Below are 20060 nucleotides of genomic sequence, written 5' to 3' on the forward strand. Positions count from 1 at the left end.
CGTCAGCCCCCGCTCAGCGGGAAGCAGGCCCGATGCCGCCACCGCGTCCCGTCGTGGACCAGCAGGTCGACCGACGACACGCGCGCGGAGACGGGAAGCCCCGCGGCCAGATCGGCCTCCACCTCCGCCATGACCGCCTCGTCCTGCCCCTGGGCGACGGTCAGATGGGGCACGACATCGTCGAACTGCCCACCGAACGGCGGATGTTCCGGCCACCGCTCGACGACCGCCTCGGTGAGGCGCCGGAAGGGGCCGTCGGGCTCGGGCACGAGGTACAGCACCCCGGGGAACCGCCCGCACCGCTCGAACCTGACGTCGAACGCCCGCTCCCGGCACAGGACTTCGCCGATCCCGGCCATGGCCTCCGCGTCGAGCCGGCTCGCGGGGAGGAACGGAAAGAGCACGGTGACGTGCGCCGGCACACCCGCCCGAGCCGACGGATCCAGCCGCTCACGCCACGCCCGCACGACCGGTTCCGCCCCCGGGGCCGTCACGACCAGCCCCGACCGCCCCGCCTCGAACCCCTCATCGCTCATCAGTCGTAGAAGTCCTCTTCGAAGGCGTCGGGGTCGGTGACCCAGCCCGCGTTGAGGACGAGTCGGGACGTGCGGTGCAGGGCGAGGAACCCGAACGGACGGTCGAAGCGGACATCGATCTCGCGGGCCCGGAAGGGGTGACGCGGGATGCCGGCCGCCATGCCGGACAAGGCAGTGACGGCCGCGGAGCGGTAGCCGCGCGCCCCGAAGGTCGCCGTCATCGCCTGCGCGGCTTGCTGGACGGCCACGGGCTCGGCGCTGATGCCGGGGAAGTGACCGTGCGAGGCGTCCGTCGCCGCCCGCAGGCCGAACAGGTCGGCGCGCTTCAGCAGGTCGTGGTGGGCCTTGACGGTGAACGGCACGGTGGACACATGGAGCGTCGGCTCCCCGTCGACGCTGGGGACGCGGCTCACGGACAGCCCGGGGCCCGGGTCGCCGTCAGGGAGGCGATCGCCGGGGACGACGGCTCGGCGGTCGTGGAGCGTGGCGACGGCGGCGGCCAGCACCTGGCCCGCGGTGGCCTCAGGCGGCCCGAGGTAGAGGTGGACGTCCGTGCCGTGGGTCCCGACGACCTGAAGTTCGGTGAGGGGACCGGCTGTCGTGTCCGCGACGCCGACCCGGTTCAGCAGACTCGTGCTCCGGTGCAGGCCGGCCAGGTTCCTGTCCTGCCAGGGGCCCGCACCGGCCTCCATCACGCCTGGGCGGAAGGGCCGGATCCAGTCCGTGCGGAGGGTCAGGGCGCTCGCCAGCACCAGCAGCGTCTCGTCGTCCACGGCGACCGGCATCGCGTCGATCCGCCCGTCCGTGCACGCGGACGCCCACGCGTCGAGCCGCGACCGGTCGGCGACCGGGTCGCCGGTGAGCCGGCGGTGCACGTCGGCGGGCAGGCGGTCCAGCCAGGCCGCTTCGACGGGCAGGGTGCCGCGGGTCCACAGGCCCAGCGCCGCACTCAGGCCGGGCATCGCCCCGAGAACGGACAGCACGTCCCGTGCCGCCGCCGCGGCGTCGTCCGCCGGGATGCCGAGTGCGGCCGAGAGCTCCCGCCGGGCGGGCCCCGCGGCACCGTCGGCCAGGAGCCCGAGCAACGGCCACACCCCCACCGCGGCCAGCACGGTGCCGGCCGGCGGCAGGTCGGCGACCCACCGCGCCGTCAGCCCGTTGACGGCCTCGACCGTCGCCCGACTCCCCATGCGTGCCCCTTCGTCGCTCCCGGTTCCCCGCGAAGGTAGAGCGGGGGAGAGTCGCCTGGCGAGCGAATTCCACGTCACGACTTCTGGGCGAACGCCGTTGCTGCGAGGGCGGGTTGGGCCCGGCGGGGCCTTTGAGTGCGCGGCCGACCGGGCGCCGGCCCCGGACTCGTCCCCGTCCGGGGCCCCGGGCAGTTCCGTCTCAACGTGCCGAGTAGCCGATTCCCGCGATGTCCTCGGCCAGATCCGCGAGAGCGATCTCCGGATTCAGGGCACGGACCACTTCTTCGGTCAGGGGCCGTGAGGCGAACACGTGGCGAACGGCCGCCAGATCGACCGGGACCTCGTAGTAGTCCTCGGCCCACTCCTGAAACGCTTCCGGTGAGCGATCCACCAGCAGAGCGAACAGGTACCGGCTTCCGTCCGGGTCTCCGTTGCCTCGTTCGGGAAAGTCGATCGTCCCCGCGCTCCAACTCTCCCCGTCCGCCTGTCGCCAGAGGCACGCCGTGACGACGGGCATCCCGTCCTCGTCCCCGAACGCCGGCTCCTCGACGCACGGCCGGAAGACCTCCGGAACCTCGTCGAGCACCCCGGGCCACGGGCCGTCCCCCGCATAGGGGCTCATGGGCGATTCGTGGTCGAAACCACGGACGTACGCGCCGGCGGCGGAGAACACGATCGCGTACTCGTTGCCTGACCCGTCCCGCATCGAGGCCATCGACTCCTCCTCGGACCAGTGGTCGTCGAACGAGCAGTAACGGCTCTCCCAGTCAGGGCTCAGGACCGCCTCCAGGACGGCCAGGGAACGGCAGTGCTCACGAAGCACCTCTATCTCGGGCAGCACCCGAGCAACATCATGAACGGTCACCGTCCCATCCAACCGCAGCCCCGGACACGCGACGCCACCTGGGAAAGCGCGCGAGGTTCGCGGGCGCGGGGTGACGGGGCTTCAGAACGGGCGATCGGTCGTGCCCAGGACGGCGAGTTCGGTGCTGTCCAGCACCTTCGCGTAGGCCTGCGGCTCGCCGCGCACGTGGTCCACCGGGCCGGCGGCGAAGTCCAGGAACGCGGCCGGATCGGCGTCCCGGGGTGTGCCGTCGGCGGTCTGCTTGTCCCAGTGCGGCCGAGTGTCGTAGCGGTGTGCGCGCACGTGGCGGCTTTTCCCCGGCCGCCGGCGGCGCCGCTGGACGGTGCACCCGGGGGTCAGGCCGCCCGGCCACCCGCCCGCGGCCGGAGAACGCGGTACGGGACCGGTCTCGCCGACGGCGGGCCGGTCCCAGTACGGCACGTCGTGAGGTTCAGGAAGTGCCGTGCACCCAGCCGGGAGCACAGTCGGTGATGGGGTCCCCCGCTGTGTGCTGCCCCAGGCACGGCATGTAGTTCACGGTGATGTTCTCCGCCATGTTCGTCCCGTAGGAGTAGCTCACGATGGTGTCGCAGCCCAGGTTGTTCCAGATGTTGTCCGCGATGCCGGACTCCGGTGCGTAGACCTTGGCGACCGCGGCGTGCCCGTCGCACGACTGGTCGCTGATATGGATCACGTCACCGTTGTTGGTGAACCACACGCAGGCCCCGCCAGTCGGGTTGCAAAGGGTGGGACCGTCGGCCGACGCGCTGGCCGACTGGGTGACGCCGATCGCGAGGGCGGCGACCGCCCCGGCCACCGTGAAGGCTCGGGCGGCTCGTCGTGCGTTCATGCGTGGTGGTTCCTGTTCTGTTGGTGGGTCGTGAAGGAACGTCTGGCGTGCGGCGTACGTGGGTGCACCGAGTGCGTGCTGCCAGGCGTATTGGTTGGTGCTTGTGTGACGCCGTCCGCTGGGGCCAACGGGCCACATCCGGGCGGGCGTTGCCTTCCTGACCGGGTCTGGAGGTGACGATGGAATCACACCCGATCGCGCCGCGGGCGGGCGCCCGTTCACCTGCCCGGTTCTGAGCGCCGAGCAGCCTCGCCCGGCCTGTGTGCTGTTCGGCGGGCCACACCCGCGAGGGCGCCTCGGGTAAGCCGTCTGCTTCCTGCTCGTGCAGCACGTCAACCGCCGCACCGACGACGGCGGATGACTCCAGCGGTGGCGGTGACTCCACGGTGGCGGTGACTGCGACGGTGGCGGTGACGGTGACGGTGACGAAAGGGTGACGGGGAACGGATGGTTCCGGCCGTACCCGGCCCCTAGGTTTGAGGCACAGCCGCTCGAGGTTCCCGATCACAGGGGGTGGGCGGGACGGCGGCTGATCGAGCATTCTTTCCGGCCGCTCTCGGGCGGCCCTGTTCCCAGGGGGGATTTCCATGTCCGTTGTCGTTTCTGCTCCCGCCATGTGCCGTCGCCGTGCCGCTCTCCGCGTGATGGTGGGTTCCGTCGCACTGGCGGGTGCGTTGGGAGTGCCGGCGGCCGCGGCGTATGCCGACCAGGGCGCCACGCCGACACCGTCGGTCTCCGACAAGGGCGGTTCGGGGCAGGGGCCGGTGACGCCGGCCGGGGTGCTGGTGCACACCGACGCGCTCAAGGGCGGTCTGACCGCCAAGGTGTACCGGTTCGGCACGACCGCCCCGTACTACGGCGCGGACATCACCAAGAGCGGAAAGCTGCTGGGGTCGCTGACCGCCGGGTCGGGTCACGCGTCGTCGCAGACCAGGGTGTTCGACGACGTGTCGGTGACGCTGTACGGCGACGGCCGGGTGACGTCGGCGGCGGACAAGGGCGGTTCCGGGCAGGGGCCGGTCACCGACACGCGGTGCACGGTGACGCACCGCCAGAGCATCGGTGCGGGCACCGCGGCCCTGATGACCATCAGCCCGACCGGCCCGTCCGTGCTGTTCCAGGTGGCCGGCGAGACGGGCGTGATCCCGGGCCTTTCGCTGGACCGCCACCACCCCAAGCTGCCGGCCGGGCACTTCACGGCCGAGATCCTGCGTCCCGACAGCACCCGGCCGCAGTTGCTGACGAACATGGAAGGCGGCGGCCACAAGGCGATGATCACCGACTTCCCGCGTCTGCCGCAGGGCTGCCACTTCGACTACACCACCACCGAGGGCACTTCGGGCACCGGCACACCCACCGCCGCCGCTCCGACCGCGACGCAGCAGACCAACGTCGTGCCCAAGGGCTCCGTCGCCGCCGGCTACCAGGCTCGGGACAACGCCGGGCACCAGACGCTCCTGGCCGTGGGCGGCTCTGCCGCGGCCCTCGGCGCCGCCGGCATCGCCTTCGTCGCGGTGCGCCGCCGCCGGGCCACCACCACCCGCTGACCGCGACCGGAGCCAGGCCATCACCGCCGCCGGGCGGCCCGCGCACATCCAGCGGGCCGCCCGGTCCGGCATTACCAGGAGCCCACCGTGCACACTCCCGCCACGTCGCGCATGCGACACCGCCTGACCTCGCTGCTGCTCGCCCTGCCCCTGGCGGCCCTCGTCACGGCCTGCGGCAGCAGCCACCCGCGGACCACCGCACCGGCGAACCTTCCTCCGGCCGCGACCCACACGCCCCGCCCGGGGCAGGGGAGCGGCGCGGCGATGCCGGCCTCCGAGCCCGTCCGCGTCACCATCCCCGCGGCCGGCGTCGACACCGGGCCCCTGCTGCGCCTCGGGCTCAACACCGACGGCACCCTCCAAGTCCCGTCCGTGGAGCAGGCCGACCGCATCGGCTGGTACACCGGAGGCGTCACGCCCGGCCAGAACGGCCCGGCCGTCCTCGTCGGCCACTTGGACACCGTGAACGGCCCCGCCGTCATGCGCAACGTCACCCGCATCAAGCCCGGCGACCGCATCACCGTCCTGCGGGCCGACGGCACCCGCGCGGTCTTCTCCGTCACCAGCCTGCAACAGGTCAGCAAATCCGGCTTCCCCACCCAGCGGGTCTACGGCAACACCAGCACTCCGCAACTCCGCCTCATCACCTGCGGCGGCACCCTCACCGGCGGCCACCACCCCGACAACATCATCGTCTACGCCACCCTCACCCCATAGGCCGCGGCCGAAGGGCGGGTTGCGGGTCGTCTCGATTCCGCCTCCTCGTAGCCCATGCGCGGGCAAGCGGGCCAGGGAGCCGGTTCTCCAGCCCAGCCAGGTCAGGTGAGGTGAGGTGAGGTCAGGTCAGGTCAGGTCAGGTCAGGCAAGCCTCGGCGACGGTGACGTCCTCCGAGACCTTGCCCCCGGAGACTCCGACGGCACCGATCACGCGGCCGTCGGTTGTCACGATGGGCAGACCGCCCCCGAACGTCACCAGCCGGCCCTTGGCGACCTCGACGTTGTACAACTCGCCGCCGGGCTGGCGCCTCGCAACCCCAGACGCCCAGCCTGAGCCAACGTCCCCCGGGTTGAGGTGGCCTGCCCCTCGCTCAGCCGGGCAGCACCTCGAGCAAGCGGTCCGCGAGGATGGCTGCGGAGTGCGGGTTCTGGCCCGTGATGAGGTTCCGGTCCTCGACCCTGTAGGGCTCCCAGATGGGGCCGCGGCTGAAGTTCACGCCGACCTTCTCCTTGATGTCGGTCTCCAGCAGCCAGGTAGCCCTGGAAGCAAGACCCACCCCTTCCTCTTCCTCGTTGGTGAAGCAGGACACCTCGTAGCCCTTGAAGGGCGATTCGCCGTGAATCCTTGTGGCGAGGATCGACGCCGGGCCGTGGCACACGATCGCCAGCGGCTTGCCCGAGGCGAGCTGCTGCGTCAGCAGCCGGCCGACGTCGGCATCGAACGCGAGGTCGGCCATCGGCCCGTGGCCGCCGGGAAGGTACACCGCGTCGTAGTCCTCGAGACGGACGTCCGACAGTTTCAGGGGACGCCGCATCACCTCGGCGGAGCGGATGATCTCCTCCAGCTCCAGGGCCCCGTCCTCGCCGCCGGCCATGGACGGCCGCAGGCTCATCATGTCCACGTTCGGTGTCACGCCGCCCGGCGTGCCTACCGTGACCTGGTGCCCGGCCTCCGTGAGTTTCTTGTACGGCATCGCGAATTCTTCGGCCCAATAGCCTGTCGCGTACCGGGTGCCGTCCTTGAGAACCCAGTACGTCGCCCCGCTCACGATGAAGAGTACTTTCGCCATTGCGCTTAGCCTCCCGGCTGATTTCCCGACCAGGGGCCCAACCTCTTCAAGCCTAGGCACACGCGTCATGCCTCGCATGCGGGCACCGAGCGGACGGACCGGCCGGTGGGCCCCAAGGGACTCAGCCGGCAGGAATTGAGAGCCGGGTCCGGCGGCCTGGCAATCCAAGGGCCAGGATGCGGCCGGACACCGCGTGGCGGGTCCCGCACGCTTGGTCACTCCCGCCTGTGCGTCTGTACATCAAACGGTCGGGAGCCACGCGCCACGCGAGGAGGAGGGGGCCCTCCGACGGGTTCCGGTGCCATTCTGCGGGAGTCGCCAACAGGGGAGCCGCCATGCCGGAGTCCCCAGCCCGCGTCGTCGCCGACCCTGCTCCGCTCGGATTGGCGGCGTTTGGCTGCACGACCCTGATGCTCAGCCTGTTCAACGCCGGGATCCGGCCCGCGCTGATCGCCGCGCTCATCCCCACCGCGTTCCTGCTCGGTGGCGTCGTTCAACTGGTGGCCGGGATCTTCGAGCTGAAGCAAGGCGCGACATTCGTTCTGGATGTCGTACGCCGCCTACGCCCGCTTAGCTCTGCCACGTCGGAGCCCCTATGCACGGCTGATGTCACGCTGAACGCGATCTGAGCGGCATCGATCGATCCCTCCGCACTCGCTGAGAGCTGGACTCGGAACAACGCGTGAAGGGCGAGACTGCGCGTCTCTAGGCCTCGGTCTCGATGCCGCTGCATCCTCGGCGCACAACGGGCCTTGTTCCACCTCGGCTACGGCATCGAACATACCGCCGCCGCTGCCGGCCAGCACATCAACACCGTGCTCCAGGCTCGCGGCATCACGCAGCCCTACCCCCGCTGGAACGAACAGTCCCACGTCAGCGGTGAACAGGCGCTCGCCGTGGCGCGGGCCGTGGGGAGCCTGGCTGCCTGCGACTAGCGATCTGCCTTCCAGCTCGACGGGTCATCGCTGCCGGAATCCGCCGGGAAGTCTGAGCGCAGACTGCGCGCGCGACGGCGCTCGGACCAGCCACCCCGAAGCGCGCGACGGCCCCCAAAGCACAGGCTTCGCAGGGTGGCCAGGGCCAGCGCGATGACAAACACGAAGGCAATCGCAACGACAGCGCCCCAGCTAGGGCCATTTCGGTACAGATCAATCCCGCCGATAGCCACCGTCAGAAACGCGCTCTGCACCACGTTGTCGCGTCGCACCATGACTTCCCCCTGTCCGCCCCACCCCTGATATCGCCGCGGCGGCGGGACTCCCGGCCAGGTCCGCCCACCACCACGGCTCTCCCCGCCCGTCCGAAGACCGACAGGACAACCCCAGGATGCCCCATACCAACCCCGCCCCGCTGCTGGCCGCGGCCTTAGAGTTCGCTTCCCGCCGGCTCACTCGCTACTCACTCGGGACCCGTGCACAACAACGATGAAGGGCCGGACTCAGCGGGACTGAGTGCGGCCCTTCATGCGTGGCACTTACGCTGGTCAGGGGACTGATCACCCTGCTTGTCGCGAAGTGCCCCCGGCAGGATTCGAACCTGCGCACACGGCTCCGGAGGCCCCGCGCGTCTCACCTATCTCACCAGGTCAGAGGGTCGGGTGTGTCTGGTCACGGCGAATCTGTCCACACGTAGGCCGCGTCCGGGTGGGGCCCTCGACGGCGATCGACGTGGGGCCGTGGATGGACTTGACATGCGGCGGGCCCAATCGTCGTTCGACACAAAGCTGCTTGGGGTGTCAGCGCGGTGATCTAGGGTCCACTCATGACCGCTAGCGTCGATGTGATCAACCCCGGTGACGTACGTACGCGCACTGAGATCCGTGCAGCGTTCGGCGGAAGCCCTCAGGGAGGGATCTGTCCCTCTGACCACAAGCACAGCGTCAACTTGTACTCGGACCCGGACGTGGGCGAGCAAGCGGGCTACTACGACGGCTGGTTGGCTGAGCAAGACGAGCAGGGGTCGGTCTTCGAGTACACCGGTGCAGGCAAGTCTGGTGACCAGACCTTTGGCGGATTCGCCGGCTCAGGTAACCGCGCGATCCTGCGACATGCAGAGCAGGGCCGCGTGCTTCGCGTGTTCACTCGCGTGGGCAAGGTGCCTGGGAGCGATACAAAGACGCACCGATACCTGGGGATGTTCACGCTGGACGGCATGCAGCCGTACGTCTGGCGCCGAGTCCATGGCGAAGATGGTCAGGACCGCAGTGTCATCGTGTTCCGGCTGCGTCCCGAAGGCACTGTTCAGCATGCAGTGCAAGACGTGATCCCTCCCGCTGAAGAGACCACGGCCGAGTTCGTCCCCTACCAAGCTGTTACCTCGGCGATGTTCCAGTCCGAACCGGCAACCACCGGTGCTCTGCCGTTTCCCAAGCAGCGCGTCCGCAAGGGGGGCACCGCACGAAAGCCTGCCCCTAACGCGGAGACCAGCGGTACTTTCGTCGTGCCTGAGGCGTTCGGCGCCAAGCTGAGCATCCGTGCCGCCACGGCCGCGACGGTAGCCGTCCGACATGAGGCCGAATTGACGCAGACCTACAAAGCTCACTTGGAGTCTGCTGGCCACAAGACCGGTGCGTACCAGATCAGAGTCAAGGGCCTTACCTCAACGCTTCGTACCGACCTATACGATGCAACAGATCACGTGCTTTACGAGGCAAAGGGATCGAACTCCCGAGAGGACATCCGGATGGCTCTAGGGCAGATCCTGGACTACAGCCGCTACATCAAGGCGCCTGAACATGAGGGCGAACCGAAGCGCGTAATTCTGCTGCCGTCAGCGCCCACGCCCGACATGTTCACATTGCTCGATCGCTACGACGTCGAGGTGGTGTATCGATCCGACGATGGCCATTTTGTTGGATCGATCGTTCCCTAGGTGGCACGAGTGCAATTCAGTTCTCCGTCGCCCCGCTTCTAGCGGTAGAGGGGTATTTTGCGTTTATTCTTCTAAATCGCCCAACGGTTGGAGATGTGTCCCAACGGTGCCGCTCCGGCATAGGGGATTAGGTCGAGCGGATTCATCCAGGCATCAGAGAAGTGGATGTTGAGATGAAGCGCCAGCGCGAGCAGGATGTCTTGCTCGGGTTCGGCATCGATCTGGAATAGCGAAGCGCCCGCCACCGGAGACCTGAAGAGTGAACCCGTGCGAGGGTCTCCCCATTGCAGATGCCCCTTGCCGGCGACCCACACGCTATCCGGCCATTCAATGGGGTTCCGGGTCCGGCACCAGTCCACAAGATGAGACCCGATGGTCTCCAACTTGAGGCTGTCAAACGCCACAATCATGCCCGATGTTGGAAAGAAGTCATGCGTCTCGCCGTACGCCTTGGTGGATCGGACGATAATGCCAGAAATAGGACGGTATGCCGTCTTGGGCATCCTGCGCATCCGGCTGATCTTGCCGCAGGCGTCCAGCAGCTGTACCCCGTCGAGTTTGGTCTTAACCTCGACCACGCCGTACACGCATTCGTTCGGAATGATGCGGAAACCCTGAAGGGTAGTAAAGGGTGGTGTGCCACGGTCAATAAGGACAATATCCGACTGGGGCGATACGTCACCATTCGTTGCGATGACCTCTACGTTGTGTACAGCTTCGACGTGAGTCGGTAGGTACCCACTAAGAAACTGCTGGATGAGTACCTCGCGTGACGTTCCGGCCTCGCCGTTATGATTGAAGTTCTGTGACTGCTCGAAGTCGGCGCGCATCCTTTTCGCGACAGAGCTAAGGATCTTTCCCAATTTTTCTGAAGTCATCCCTTGATCATACGTTGTGCTCGCCAGGTCGGCTCTGGGTTCGGTCTGCCAGTAGAGGCGGGGAGCGCATAGTTCCTGGGTGATACGAAGGGTGTGACGGTGATTTGAATCGGCTACCGATCCTGGTATGCCTGATTGTTCGAAAGGAGAGCTATGGGCGAGTACGGGCTGATAGACCTATTCGCCGGAGTCGGCGGTCTGGATCTAGCCGCGCGTAGCTTGGGTGTTCCGGCGGTTGGTATCGAGTGGGATCACGATGCTTGCGCCATTCGCCGGGCCGCAGGGTTGGCAACCGTGGAAGGAGATGTCCGTACTTTCTCCCCGGCCGACTTTCCGCATGCGAATGTCCTGGTGGGTGGACCGCCGTTCCAGCCTTTCTCCGTCGCCGGCCAGGGGGTGGGGAAGCGCCCTATAGTGGGTGTGCAGCAATTTGCGCGACGTGTGGCGCATCGGGAGGTATCTCGGCATGCTTGGCCGAGATGGACGACGAGCGTACGGGCCTGGTATTGGAACCACTGCGGTGGGCCCTTGCTGCCGTGGATGCGGGACGCCCTTATGAATCCGTCGTGCTGGACCAGGTGGCAACCGCATTGCCAGTCTGGGAAGAAGTGGGGGAAGTGCTCCTCGCTGAGGGTTACTCGGTCGTGCACGGAGTGTTGAATGCCGAGGAGTTCGGTGTCCCACAGACGTGCCGTCGTGCCGTGCTCATCGCCCGCCGTAGTGGAGCGGCGGCACTCCCGCGGCCGACGCACCAGCGGTATCGCAAGGATGTGTCAGGCGCTGCGAACGACCTAACGCTTCCCCAATGGGTGACCATGGGTGAGGCGTTGAAACGCGATCGGCCGTTCGTCCTAGTTTCCCACTACGGCTCTATTGGAGATCCAACGGCTCGCAGTCGGCGCACCTCCGACCAGCCGGCTCCCACGGTCACAGGGAAGATCCACCGCAGCAGCATCGTGACCGCAGAAGGGATCGACTTGGACAGGCTAGGGGTCGCTGAGGCAGGCTGTCTGCAAGGGTTTCCGAGCAGCTATCCATGGTCAGGGAAAGGAATTTTCCAGCAAATCGCTAACGCCACGCCGCCATGCTTGGCCGAACACGTGCTCACGGCCGCGCTCGCTCTCGACCAAGAATCCGCCTCCGACCGTGCTGGGGCTGTGGAGTGACCCTTTGGGCAGTGAAGAGAATGCCTCACTATGGTGATCAGCTCCTGAACTGTGACCCAGCAGTCGGCTGGCGGAATCTGTTCTCACGACCTCTTCGCTCCGAAGCAGTTCTGGTGCGCTCATGACCTGTCGTTGCGTCCCCGGCTTCCTGCGCAAACAGTCGACTGCCGTCCGCCGGAATCCTCTGAAGCACAGGGCGGTTGTGGCGCAGTTGGACGCTCAGCGACTCGTCGCTATGAGCCGACACTGGTTAGGTCGCACGGCGCCGGTGGGCGGCTTTTCCCGTCAAAGGGTGGTCCACGACCGCGGAGTCATCGCAATGCCAGCCGTGCAAGTTGGGCCGCGGGTCAGTCAGATGCCGGCTCTTCTGGGCTGGGATCCGATTCGCCCCTTTTTAGCTCCTCTGATAGCTCAGGATTGTGCAGTTTTGAGGCCGACTTCTTGGGGCGGGCGTCGACTAGAATCCCCGTTATCTTCTTGCCGCTTACTTTCGTAACCAGAGCGGCTGCCCTATCGATCTTTTCTTTTATTTCAGGTGCGCAATGAGCATCGGTGTATCCGATTGCTACGAAAAAGCCGCAATTTACTTCTTCGGATACTTGATACTGAGGCTGTTGCGCCAGAACGCCATCCCAGAATTTACTGTTACGCACCAGCTTAATCTCGACAAGTGCGCGACTGTCCCATCCTTGGGAGAATTTGAAGTCGACCGGACCGCGACCGGCATTTGATTCGCCGGTCAAGTCGATGTTGTTGGCGCGGCAGTAGTGTATAACCGAACTGCGAAACAGTGCCTGCCCCGCTCGTTCCTCTCTTGCATGCCCATCATGCCAAAGCAATTGCCAGGCGTCTTGCTCCTCGATCCCGTGCTTATAGGATGCGACTACTGTCGCAATGAAACTCTCGAAGTCTTCAGGTTCTTCAGGTATGTATCGCAGAGGTGATTCCCGTGCGATCTTCGATCCGAGTTCGTACCACTTGACCACGAGTCCCGGGTCGTCAGATATTGAGTAAGGTTTTTTCTCCTCTTCTTCGAGTGCGTTGAGATATAGAGCTACAACGTCAGGGTTTTGGCGTGCAAGCTTAGCTTTTTCTCGGCGGCCTACATTGCGAGCGATGTCGAAGGTCAGGTCGCCACGTAACTCCGCTGATGCAGTCGACCAGGCGTAGCTCCAGAATCCGTCCGGAGTGGCTACGGGAATCTGTCTGAGGAATCTTTCTGGGGTGAGCAGTACAGGCTTGTTGATGTAAGGGTTAATCGGGAGCTCGAAAACTCCAGATTTCCAGCGACAGAACTCGCTGTCCCAGGTGGCGTTGGCCACGGTGACGCGGCTGCCCTTGATGCCATGCCGCTGGGCGACTTGCTGAGTGTACGATATGAAATAGCTCTTCAAGATATTGCACGTCATGTCGCTGAGTCGGTCTACTCCCATTCCGCCTTGGAACAGGTTTAGCATCTCCATGTGTGCGATTCGGTTGATGCCAAGGCCGGTGGCTACTTTTACCCCCTCTAGCATATCCGACTGTAGGCCTTTACCTGATCCGGAGCCGTGGGGAGAACCCTCCGCTACTCCGAGGCAGAATTCGTAGGGTTCGGGAAAAAGAAGGAGTTTTTGGGCTTGCTTCCAGGAGATTCCCTTTTCGTCTCCATCGGATTCCTTGACAAGTCCGAACACCATCTCGAAGAAATCGATGAGGTGGCCGTGTGCGCCAGTCCAGTGCCCTTCTTTCTCTTCCCAGATCAAAAAGGGATCGATGAAGAGCTTGGTATCGGACGGCAAAAACGTGTCGAACCAGTCGTCCTCGGAAGTGGTGGATAAGGAAAAAATCTCACTGAAACGCATAGACCCTCCCCTATTGTGCGGTGTGATGAGTGTGGCACTGGTTGTAGCCATTTGGGTAGAGGGCGTCTGAGCGCGGGTGTCAGCTCATCACGACCCCCACTCACCACTCGCCCCAACTTCCGTCCCGTCTGCCGTCGGCCCGCACTCCTGTGGAGCGGGCGTGGTCCCTGGCGTCCAGGTGGAGCGCGCCACTGTACGAACGACCTGGACGCCAGGGACCACGTCTGCTCGGCTTGTCCCGGGTCGATGGCAGTCGGGAGGGGAGTTCCCGCACCCCTTCCACGATGCTCGCGCGGTCGCCGGTGGGGCCTGGTCCATCTCGGAGCCTGAGCGCCCCCGCCGGAGGCACGTCTTTGATCCCGGCTGTGCGTACTCGGCTCATGCCATCGGCCTCCCCCTCGTGGGCGCGCGCGGCGCGGGCCGTGCCGAGCGGGGCGGAGACAGGAGCGACGGCGCGGCCAGGCGCCGGACGCGCGCCCGGCGGAGCGGCAGCGACGCCGGGTGCCTTGAAACCGTAGAGAAGGTTGTTACTCACCGCACGGGCCGGGCTCTGGGCGCTCAGGGGAATGTCCTTGGCTACAGGCACACTGCTCCCATGAGTGAGCAGACCATCCTCGCGGACCGTTCGGATGCCGATCTGACCTGGGTGAGGTCAATGGGCGGTCCGTTGGTGGTCGTCCCTGTGTCCGCGCTGGAGCGCTGGGGCGGGTGCACTATGGACAGCTTGATCCTGGACGGGTCCCGGCGCGACGACTACGCCCGTGCGTGTGAGGTGGAGGAGTACGCGGGTGTGATCCCTGTGGGGGAGGCGTCCGCCTTGGTACTCGGGCAAGAGCCGGCGACGACTTGCTATGTGCCAGAGCACAGGGTTTTCGTGCGGTGGCTGGCTGCTGATTCCGAGGCTGAGCTGTTCGAGGCCGTCGAGGCTGTGTTGGCTGGCCCGGACACAGCTTGGGAGGACGGCGGTACTTGGACGACGGACGGCGATGCGGTCCTCATGGACTCCGCCGAGGCAGGAGCGGATCTCGGAGTGGAGTACCCCACTGGAGGCGGCTTTCCGGATCAGGCCCCGGTTCCCATTCCTGCCGGGACGTGGCGTGTGCGCGCGGTCCACACGGGAGGGGAGTCCCCGTGGGTCGGGGTGGTCCAGCTCCTGCCGGCTTCGTGAGCGTGGTGGGGGCTGATGCAGCCCCCTGTACATCGAGGGGCGCTCACCTGGTCCGAGGGCCTGATCATGGATGGGGCCTGAACGTGTCCGCGCATGGTGGGGCGTTGGGCCTTCGGTGGACCAGGGCGAGGAAGGTGACCGGGCGGGCGGTCCATTCGATCGTGGTTGTGGCGTGGTGGGCCACGTAGAAGCAGGGCTTGCCTGCCTGGAGAGCTTCCACGGCGTCGAGTTGGCCGGTGGTGAGCCAGGCCCAGGCGACACGGGATGCGGAGCGGTCCAGGGCGGGTGTGATGGTGCGCAGGGCGATGCGGATCCAGCGGATGGCATCGGCAGCCGTCGCTACGTCGATGGAGGCGACCAGCGTGGGGGCTTCGCCCGGCGCGGGGCTCTGGGTCCAGCACTCGCACCAGTAGCCGGGGCGGAGTAGACGCGTGGGGTTGTTCATCGGGAGCTCCCGCGCGGGTGGATGGTCAGGCGGTAGCGGCAAGCGTCGTCGGCGAATGTCACGCTGTACGGGGCGCCTTGTGCAAGGACGGCCATCGCGCGTTCGTGCTCGGCCATGTCCGTCAGCCAGTGGCGGCCTGGGCGGGCGTATGGCTCGTCGAGTTGGTCAGTCACGTCCTGGGCGCGGTTCCTGAGCCAGCGCAGGGCCAGGCGCCGGTTTTGCGGGGCGAAAGATCCCAGGGGGATGACGTGTCCGCTGGCCGCGTGGGCGGTGACCTCGCACCAGTAGCCGACGCCAACCGCCGTCCCTTGTAGGGGACTCAGAGCGGTAAGCACGTGGCTCCATCCACACCTGTGGACGAGAACAAGTACGCCGTGACCGTGCGGCCGTCCTCGCCTCCGAGCGTCTCGACGTGCTGAGCCAGCGCCGCCACCATCCCCAGCCCGCGGCCGTGGGTGCCCCCGTCGTCCGGGTGCTCGACTGTCGGCACGGTCTTCGCGCCGCCGGCATCAGTCACCGACACGCACACCACGTGCTCTGACAGGGCCAGGCTGACGTGGAAGGACCCGGCCGGATCACCGCTGACCGTGTGCAGGAGCGCGTTCGCGCCCAGCTCGGTGACGATCAGCGCCGCGTCGTCGGCGTGCGGCGAATCGCCCAGGACTTCCCGGGTCCAGCGCCGTGCGCGACCGACTTCCTCCAGCGAACCCGGGCAAGTGAGTCCCCAGATCCGCACTCTACTCATATACTCGTCCATACAAGTTCCTTTGTGCTGGTAGGCGGCCATGGGTAGAGAGTTCGAGCTAGACGAGTTTCACGCCGTCGTGCGCACGCACGGCCGGCGGGGATGTGGCGTCGAGAGCGTCCAGGACGCGGATCGCGTACGCCTCGTCTGCGAGTTCGGAGACTTCGTCGCGGGTGGCCCAGCGCAGGGCACTGGTCTCACTGCCGGTGGCGGGTCGGCCGTCGATCGCCTCGCAGCGGAAGACGAGGGAGACGATCAAGCCGGTCATGTTCTTGTAGACGCCGGTAAGGGTCGCGGGCAGTGCGATCTTGACACCGGTCTCCTCCAGGACCTCGCGCTGGAGAGCGTCGGGGATGGTCTCGCCCGCCTCCAGCACTCCGCCCGGCGGTTCCCAATGTCCGTTGTCCCGGCGCTTGATGAGCAACGCGCGGCCTTCGTCGTCGACGATGACTCCGGCGACGCTCACCGAGTGCGGGCGCTCGATCGGCACGTACCTGATCCTCTCGGGTGGCTAGGCTCTCCACCGTAGCAACAAGGGTCGGCCGCTCGTCTAGATATCCAAAGGAGTACGCATGCCCGTTATCCCCTCCGGTGCGCTCGGTGCACTGGACCCGACGAGCGACCGGGCGGTCTTCCGCCAGATCGCCGACCAACTACGCGAGGCCATCGACAAGGGACGATTCTCCGAGGGCGACAAGCTGCCGTCGGAGACCGAACTGGTCGAGCACTACGGCGTCTCGCGGATGACCGTCCGCAACTCCCTGTCCGTCCTCCAGGGCGAAGGTCTCGTGTTCTCCGAGCACGGCAAGGGCGTCTTCGTCCGCCCTCGCCCCCCGGTCCGCCGCCTGGCCTCCGACCGGTTCGCCCGCCGCCACCGCGAGCAGGGCAAGTCCGCGTTCACCGTCGAGGCCGACGCCGCCGGCAGTCACCCCACCGTGGACAACCTGGAGGTCAAGGAAGAGCGGCCGAGTCAGGACATCGCCACCCGTCTCGGCGGCCCCCGCCGCGTGCTGGCCCGGCACCGCCGCTACCTCCTCGACGGCCGCCCCGTTGAGTTCGCCACCTCCTACCTCCCGTTGGACATCGCCCGCGGCACCCAGATCGCCGAACCCAACCCGGGCCCCGGCGGCATCTACGCCCGACTCGAAGAACTCGGCCACCGCCTCGACCACTTCGAGGAAGAGATCCGCGCCCGCATGCCCGCCCCCAGCGAGGTTCGCACCCTGCGCCTGGCCGCCGGCGTCCCCGTCATCCACCTCATCCGCACCGCCTTCGACACCGGGGGCCGCGCGGTCGAGGTCTGCGACACCGTGATGGCAGCCGATGCGTACGTGTTGGCCTACCAGCTCCCTGCCACGTGACCAGGGCGGATGACGTGACGGGTGTTCAACTCCCGCTATTCGTACGCCTCCAGAGGTAAACTCGTATAGACGAGTAGGTGGGGTGTGTGGCACAGTGGTTCTCGTGCCCGGGTCTTCGGGTACGACGAATGGCACTTGTCTAGACGACTAGCTGTCACACTGTGAGGAGACTCAACCTTGCGTTCCATCCGTGTGGAGACCTCGGCGGCAACGATCCTGCTGACCGAGGCTCCGGAAACGAAGATCAAGGACCGGCAGACCGGAGAGGTCGCCACCGACGCGAACACCGGTGAGGCGCTGATGACCGTCGGCGTCGTCTACATCGAGGACGGGGAGTCCTCGCTGGTCAAGGTGACCGTCCCGCAGAGCGGCGTGGGCGAGGGGTTGGCGCTCGGTGCTCCGGTCGCGCTGCCGGGGCTCATCGCCCGGCCGTGGGAGAGCACCTTCAACGGTCAGCAGCGGCACGGCATCGCGTTCCGCGCCGCTGCCGTCACCCCGTCCGCCTTCCCGGCCCAGGTCGGAGCCTGATCGGCATGTCCGACCTGACGACGATGTTGGAGGTGGGTGGCTCCCTCGCCGCTGTCGGCGGTGGCGCTGCCTACCTCCGGGCCGAGCAACCGGCCGCGTACTGGTCCATGGTCGGCCTGCCGCTTTCGGCGGCTCGCCTCGTGAGCTCGTACGGGTCGGTGATGGACGCCTGCGGGCTGACCGTGGCCCCGTCCCGCTTACGCACCCTGGCGGTACGGGCCACGACCCGGCGAGAGGTGCGGCCTGTCCCTCCCCGGCGAGGCATCATCCGCCCGACCACGACCGGTATGCGGCTCCGCTTGCGGCTCGCTCCCGGTCAGGAACCGGCGGACGTCGCCGCCTCGGCCGAACGGCTGCGGCATGCATGGGGCGTGCACGCCGTGTACGTGTCCGTGGTCAAGCCGGGTGTCGTCGAACTGCGGCTCGTCGGCTTCGACGTGCTGCGCAAGGTCCGCATGCCCCGCAAGGCCGGCGGTGACTTCCTCAAGGTGCCGGTGGCGCTGCGCGAGGATGCGACCGCCTTCGTGCGGGACTATCGCGCGATACCCCACCAACTGACGCTCGGTGCAACGCTGGCGGGCAAGTCCATGTACCTCCGCCACCTGATAGCGGGGCTCGCCTCGCAGCCCGTCGCCCTGGTGGGGATCGACTGCAAGCGGGGCGTCGAGCTGGCCCCGTTCGCCTCCCGGTTGTCCGCCCTGGCGACCGACCCTGAGCAGGCTGCCGACCTGCTTCCCGCGCTCGTCCGATTGATGGAAGACCGGTACGACCTGATCAAGGCCCGGCAGGGCATCGCCTCCTCGACGCCGGACGGGGACATCACGTCCGACGCGTGGGGGCTGCCCGAATCCGAACGGCCCGTGCCCGTTGTGCTGTTCGTCGACGAGGTGGCGGAACTCTTCCTCGTCGCGTCCCGCAAGGACGAGGAACGGCGCGACGAGATGGTGACCCACCTCATCCGGCTCGCCCAGCTCGGCCGGGCCGCCGGCATCTACCTGGAGGTCTGCGGACAGCGCTTCGGCGCCGAACTCGGCAAGGGCGCGACCATGCTCCGCGCCCAGCTCACCGGACGCGTCTGCCACCGCGTGAACGACGAAGCGTCCGCCAAAATGGCACTCGGCGACATCGCCCCCGAAGCTGTCATGGCCGCCTGCGCCATAGCTCCCGAACGCCCGGGCCTCGCCGTCGCCGGAGACACCTCCGGCGGCTGGTCCCGCATCCGCACCCCGTACCTGTCCCTCGGAGACGCCGCCGCCATCTGCGACGCGTCCGCCGCCCTCGTACCGGCCCTGCCCGCGCTGGACCCCTTCCGGCCCGCTGTCCCGGCTCGTCCGGTCGGCGCGCCCGACCCACTTGCCAAGCGCCGTCCCGTCACGGGCTGAACCCGCGCCCTCTTCTCGTACAACGCCACGTCCCTACCCCGTCATGTCCTGAACCGAGAGAGGAGGTCCCGCGCGTGCGTGCTCGCCTGGCCCGTATCGACGCCGTGCTCGTCCAAGCCGTCATCGCCGCCGCGCTGTCCTTCGCCCACCTGCACGACATCGCGGGCGCCGCCGGACAACACGGATGGAAGGCGTGGGCCTACCCGGTCTCCGTGGACCTGCTGCTGGTCGCAGCCTGGAAACGGCTCCGCGGCGGGACGAGCAAGGGCGCCGCCTGGTGCTGGTTCGTGATCGCGCTGTCCGCGTCGCTCGGCGCCAACATCGCCACCGCCGGCCTCCTGGACGCGCACGCCGTGCCCGCATGGCTGCGGATCCTCGTCGCCGGTTGGCCTGCGGTCGCCTTCCTGGGCGGAACGCTCCTCGCACACAGCGCTACCCGGCCGGATCCGGCGGCCCCGCCGGAACCCGTCACTACCGAAGCCAGCTCGGCGCCACCGCCCGCTCGTCCCGCTCCTGCGGTCCCGGCAGTCCCGGCTGCGCTGGTGGCTCATGCCCGCAAGGTCGCAGCCGAGCACCTCACTCGCACCGGCAACGCCATCGACACACCGACCCTGCGCGCCCGCCTCGGCGTCCCCGCACTGCTCGCCGAAGCCATCGCCGCTCAGCTGTGAAGGAAGACCTCATTGAGGAGGGAGGAGACCCGCACGCTTCCGCCTGCGCCGCCTGACCTCCGCCACGACAAACCACAAAAACATGAAGACGCACAGGCTGATCACCTGCCACAACGACTCATGGGCCCACAACCGGGCCGTCGTGATGGCGAGTCCGAACAACACCACCAGCGAAGCGATGCAAAGCGCGAGGCGCACTCGCTGACTCATTACGGCTCCTGACCCCACAGTTCGCGCGGGGCGTTCC

At 67.2% G+C, this 20060-nt stretch carries 25 protein-coding genes; 12 read left to right on the top strand and 13 right to left on the bottom strand.

Annotated features, from left to right (window positions below):
* Positions 1–2 precede the first annotated feature (2 nt).
* The 5 genes from BMW99_RS20560 to BMW99_RS20580 all read right to left on the bottom strand — a co-directional run bounded on the left by BMW99_RS20560 (position 3) and on the right by BMW99_RS20580 (position 3420).
* Positions 3–536: a 2'-5' RNA ligase family protein gene (locus tag BMW99_RS20560; RefSeq protein WP_069464981.1), complete on the bottom strand. Its 534-nt coding sequence runs from the start codon at positions 534–536 to the stop codon at positions 3–5.
* Positions 536–1726 (bottom strand): serpin family protein, encoded by a 1191-nt coding sequence (locus BMW99_RS20565; protein WP_069464980.1) that lies wholly within the window; start codon positions 1724–1726, stop codon positions 536–538. The genes BMW99_RS20560 and BMW99_RS20565 overlap by 1 nt, the downstream gene beginning before the upstream one ends.
* A 199-nt stretch (positions 1727–1925) precedes the next feature.
* Positions 1926–2591, bottom strand: coding sequence for a hypothetical protein (locus BMW99_RS20570; RefSeq protein ID WP_069464984.1), 666 nt, complete (start codon positions 2589–2591; stop codon positions 1926–1928).
* Between the two features lie 81 nt (positions 2592–2672).
* Entirely contained in the window at positions 2673–2873 is a 201-nt protein-coding gene (locus BMW99_RS20575; RefSeq protein ID WP_069464979.1) for a hypothetical protein, read from the bottom strand.
* A 148-nt stretch (positions 2874–3021) separates the two neighbouring features.
* The gene (locus BMW99_RS20580) at positions 3022–3420 is read right to left on the bottom strand and encodes a hypothetical protein (RefSeq protein WP_069464978.1); all 399 of its coding nucleotides are present in this window, start codon (positions 3418–3420) and stop codon (positions 3022–3024) included.
* Between the two features lie 644 nt (positions 3421–4064).
* On the opposite strand from BMW99_RS20580, the gene BMW99_RS20585 reads away from it, so the two are divergent.
* Positions 4065–4967, top strand: coding sequence for a hypothetical protein (locus tag BMW99_RS20585; RefSeq protein ID WP_141726243.1), 903 nt, complete (start codon positions 4065–4067; stop codon positions 4965–4967).
* Positions 4968–5078: 111 nt separating this feature from the next.
* Entirely contained in the window at positions 5079–5684 is a 606-nt protein-coding gene (locus BMW99_RS20590; RefSeq protein ID WP_069464976.1) for a class F sortase, read from the top strand.
* Positions 5685–5820: 136 nt separating this feature from the next.
* Here BMW99_RS20590 and BMW99_RS20595 read toward each other — a convergent pair whose 3' ends face one another.
* Positions 5821–5973, bottom strand: a complete 153-nt coding sequence (locus BMW99_RS20595; RefSeq protein ID WP_079138643.1) for a heme-binding protein — start codon at positions 5971–5973, stop codon at positions 5821–5823.
* An 82-nt stretch (positions 5974–6055) separates the two neighbouring features.
* Positions 6056–6754: a type 1 glutamine amidotransferase domain-containing protein gene (locus BMW99_RS20600; protein ID WP_069464975.1), complete on the bottom strand. Its 699-nt coding sequence runs from the start codon at positions 6752–6754 to the stop codon at positions 6056–6058.
* 335 nt (positions 6755–7089) lie between these two features.
* Here BMW99_RS20600 and BMW99_RS20605 point away from each other — a divergent pair, with 335 nt between their 5' ends.
* Together BMW99_RS20605 and BMW99_RS20610 are read left to right on the top strand one after the other, a co-directional pair.
* Positions 7090–7383 (top strand): acetate uptake transporter, encoded by a 294-nt coding sequence (locus tag BMW99_RS20605; protein WP_069464974.1) that lies wholly within the window; start codon positions 7090–7092, stop codon positions 7381–7383.
* Positions 7384–7449: 66 nt separating this feature from the next.
* The gene (locus BMW99_RS20610) at positions 7450–7689 is read left to right on the top strand and encodes a DUF6197 family protein (protein ID WP_456049151.1); all 240 of its coding nucleotides are present in this window, start codon (positions 7450–7452) and stop codon (positions 7687–7689) included.
* Here the strand turns inward: BMW99_RS20610 and BMW99_RS40770 are convergent.
* The gene (locus BMW99_RS40770) at positions 7686–7964 is read right to left on the bottom strand and encodes a hypothetical protein (RefSeq protein ID WP_143080551.1); all 279 of its coding nucleotides are present in this window, start codon (positions 7962–7964) and stop codon (positions 7686–7688) included. The two genes, BMW99_RS20610 and BMW99_RS40770, sit on opposite strands and share 4 nt — an antisense overlap.
* 551 nt (positions 7965–8515) lie before the next feature.
* On the opposite strand from BMW99_RS40770, the gene BMW99_RS20615 reads away from it, so the two are divergent.
* A complete protein-coding gene (locus BMW99_RS20615) occupies positions 8516–9625 on the top strand; it encodes a hypothetical protein (protein WP_069463465.1) in 1110 nt (369 codons plus the stop codon).
* A gap of 71 nt (positions 9626–9696) precedes the next feature.
* On the opposite strand, the gene BMW99_RS40775 is transcribed toward BMW99_RS20615, so the two are convergent.
* Positions 9697–10503, bottom strand: coding sequence for a DUF6602 domain-containing protein (locus tag BMW99_RS40775; RefSeq protein ID WP_141726118.1), 807 nt, complete (start codon positions 10501–10503; stop codon positions 9697–9699).
* Between the two features lie 153 nt (positions 10504–10656).
* On the opposite strand from BMW99_RS40775, the gene BMW99_RS42175 reads away from it, so the two are divergent.
* Both BMW99_RS42175 and BMW99_RS42180 read left to right on the top strand, forming a co-directional pair.
* Positions 10657–11163, top strand: a complete 507-nt coding sequence (locus tag BMW99_RS42175) for a DNA cytosine methyltransferase (protein WP_245791561.1) — start codon at positions 10657–10659, stop codon at positions 11161–11163.
* Positions 11112–11669: a DNA cytosine methyltransferase gene (locus BMW99_RS42180; RefSeq protein ID WP_407640305.1), complete on the top strand. Its 558-nt coding sequence runs from the start codon at positions 11112–11114 to the stop codon at positions 11667–11669. The genes BMW99_RS42175 and BMW99_RS42180 overlap by 52 nt, the downstream gene beginning before the upstream one ends.
* A 347-nt stretch (positions 11670–12016) precedes the next feature.
* On the opposite strand, the gene BMW99_RS40780 is transcribed toward BMW99_RS42180, so the two are convergent.
* Positions 12017–13513, bottom strand: a complete 1497-nt coding sequence (locus BMW99_RS40780; protein WP_141726119.1) for a hypothetical protein — start codon at positions 13511–13513, stop codon at positions 12017–12019.
* Positions 13514–14108: 595 nt separating this feature from the next.
* Here BMW99_RS40780 and BMW99_RS20630 point away from each other — a divergent pair.
* Entirely contained in the window at positions 14109–14681 is a 573-nt protein-coding gene (locus tag BMW99_RS20630; RefSeq protein ID WP_069463451.1) for an Imm21 family immunity protein, read from the top strand.
* A 64-nt stretch (positions 14682–14745) separates the two neighbouring features.
* Here the strand turns inward: BMW99_RS20630 and BMW99_RS20635 are convergent, their stop codons facing one another.
* The 3 genes from BMW99_RS20635 to BMW99_RS20650 all read right to left on the bottom strand — a co-directional run bounded on the left by BMW99_RS20635 (position 14746) and on the right by BMW99_RS20650 (position 16337).
* On the bottom strand, positions 14746–15126 hold the full coding sequence (locus tag BMW99_RS20635) for a hypothetical protein (protein WP_075017304.1): 381 nt from the start codon (positions 15124–15126) through the stop codon (positions 14746–14748).
* A 319-nt stretch (positions 15127–15445) separates the two neighbouring features.
* Positions 15446–15883 carry an ATP-binding protein gene (locus BMW99_RS20645; RefSeq protein WP_069463453.1) on the bottom strand — a complete coding sequence of 146 codons (438 nt, stop codon included), beginning with the start codon at positions 15881–15883 and terminating at the stop codon, positions 15446–15448.
* Between the two features lie 46 nt (positions 15884–15929).
* A complete protein-coding gene (locus BMW99_RS20650; protein ID WP_069463467.1) occupies positions 15930–16337 on the bottom strand; it encodes an NUDIX hydrolase in 408 nt (135 codons plus the stop codon).
* Positions 16338–16443: 106 nt separating this feature from the next.
* Between BMW99_RS20650 and BMW99_RS20655 the strand changes: the two genes are divergently transcribed.
* From BMW99_RS20655 to BMW99_RS20670, 4 genes are all read left to right on the top strand, one after another.
* Positions 16444–17232, top strand: a complete 789-nt coding sequence (locus BMW99_RS20655) for a GntR family transcriptional regulator (protein ID WP_069463454.1) — start codon at positions 16444–16446, stop codon at positions 17230–17232.
* 177 nt (positions 17233–17409) lie between these two features.
* A complete protein-coding gene (locus tag BMW99_RS20660) occupies positions 17410–17760 on the top strand; it encodes an SCO3933 family regulatory protein (RefSeq protein ID WP_069463455.1) in 351 nt (116 codons plus the stop codon).
* 5 nt (positions 17761–17765) lie between these two features.
* Positions 17766–19142, top strand: coding sequence for an FtsK/SpoIIIE domain-containing protein (locus BMW99_RS20665; RefSeq protein ID WP_069463456.1), 1377 nt, complete (start codon positions 17766–17768; stop codon positions 19140–19142).
* 74 nt (positions 19143–19216) lie between these two features.
* On the top strand, positions 19217–19813 hold the full coding sequence (locus tag BMW99_RS20670) for a DUF2637 domain-containing protein (protein WP_069463457.1): 597 nt from the start codon (positions 19217–19219) through the stop codon (positions 19811–19813).
* Positions 19814–20060: the final 247 nt, after the last annotated feature.

The organism is Actinacidiphila rubida (genome assembly GCF_900110255.1).
Taxonomy (GTDB): domain Bacteria; phylum Actinomycetota; class Actinomycetes; order Streptomycetales; family Streptomycetaceae; genus Actinacidiphila; species Actinacidiphila rubida.

Bases quoted from the DNA above. Each gene is read 5' to 3' on its own strand.
- BMW99_RS20560 (WP_069464981.1), bottom strand. From the start codon at position 536: ATGAGCGATGAGGGGTTCGAGGCGGGGCGGTCGGGGCTGGTCGTGACG.
- BMW99_RS20565 (WP_069464980.1), bottom strand. From the start codon at position 1,726: ATGGGGAGTCGGGCGACGGTCGAGGCCGTCAACGGGCTGACGGCGCGG.
- BMW99_RS20580 (WP_069464978.1), bottom strand. From the start codon at position 3,420: ATGAACGCACGACGAGCCGCCCGAGCCTTCACGGTGGCCGGGGCGGTC.
- BMW99_RS20585 (WP_141726243.1), top strand. From the start codon at position 4,065: ATGGTGGGTTCCGTCGCACTGGCGGGTGCGTTGGGAGTGCCGGCGGCC.
- BMW99_RS20590 (WP_069464976.1), top strand. From the start codon at position 5,079: ATGCGACACCGCCTGACCTCGCTGCTGCTCGCCCTGCCCCTGGCGGCC.
- BMW99_RS20600 (WP_069464975.1), bottom strand. From the start codon at position 6,754: ATGGCGAAAGTACTCTTCATCGTGAGCGGGGCGACGTACTGGGTTCTC.
- BMW99_RS20605 (WP_069464974.1), top strand. From the start codon at position 7,090: ATGCCGGAGTCCCCAGCCCGCGTCGTCGCCGACCCTGCTCCGCTCGGA.
- BMW99_RS40770 (WP_143080551.1), bottom strand. From the start codon at position 7,964: ATGGTGCGACGCGACAACGTGGTGCAGAGCGCGTTTCTGACGGTGGCT.
- BMW99_RS20615 (WP_069463465.1), top strand. From the start codon at position 8,516: ATGACCGCTAGCGTCGATGTGATCAACCCCGGTGACGTACGTACGCGC.
- BMW99_RS40775 (WP_141726118.1), bottom strand. From the start codon at position 10,503: ATGACTTCAGAAAAATTGGGAAAGATCCTTAGCTCTGTCGCGAAAAGG.
- BMW99_RS42175 (WP_245791561.1), top strand. From the start codon at position 10,657: ATGGGCGAGTACGGGCTGATAGACCTATTCGCCGGAGTCGGCGGTCTG.
- BMW99_RS40780 (WP_141726119.1), bottom strand. From the start codon at position 13,513: ATGCGTTTCAGTGAGATTTTTTCCTTATCCACCACTTCCGAGGACGAC.
- BMW99_RS20630 (WP_069463451.1), top strand. From the start codon at position 14,109: ATGAGTGAGCAGACCATCCTCGCGGACCGTTCGGATGCCGATCTGACC.
- BMW99_RS20635 (WP_075017304.1), bottom strand. From the start codon at position 15,126: ATGAACAACCCCACGCGTCTACTCCGCCCCGGCTACTGGTGCGAGTGC.
- BMW99_RS20645 (WP_069463453.1), bottom strand. From the start codon at position 15,883: ATGGACGAGTATATGAGTAGAGTGCGGATCTGGGGACTCACTTGCCCG.
- BMW99_RS20655 (WP_069463454.1), top strand. From the start codon at position 16,444: ATGCCCGTTATCCCCTCCGGTGCGCTCGGTGCACTGGACCCGACGAGC.
- BMW99_RS20665 (WP_069463456.1), top strand. From the start codon at position 17,766: ATGTCCGACCTGACGACGATGTTGGAGGTGGGTGGCTCCCTCGCCGCT.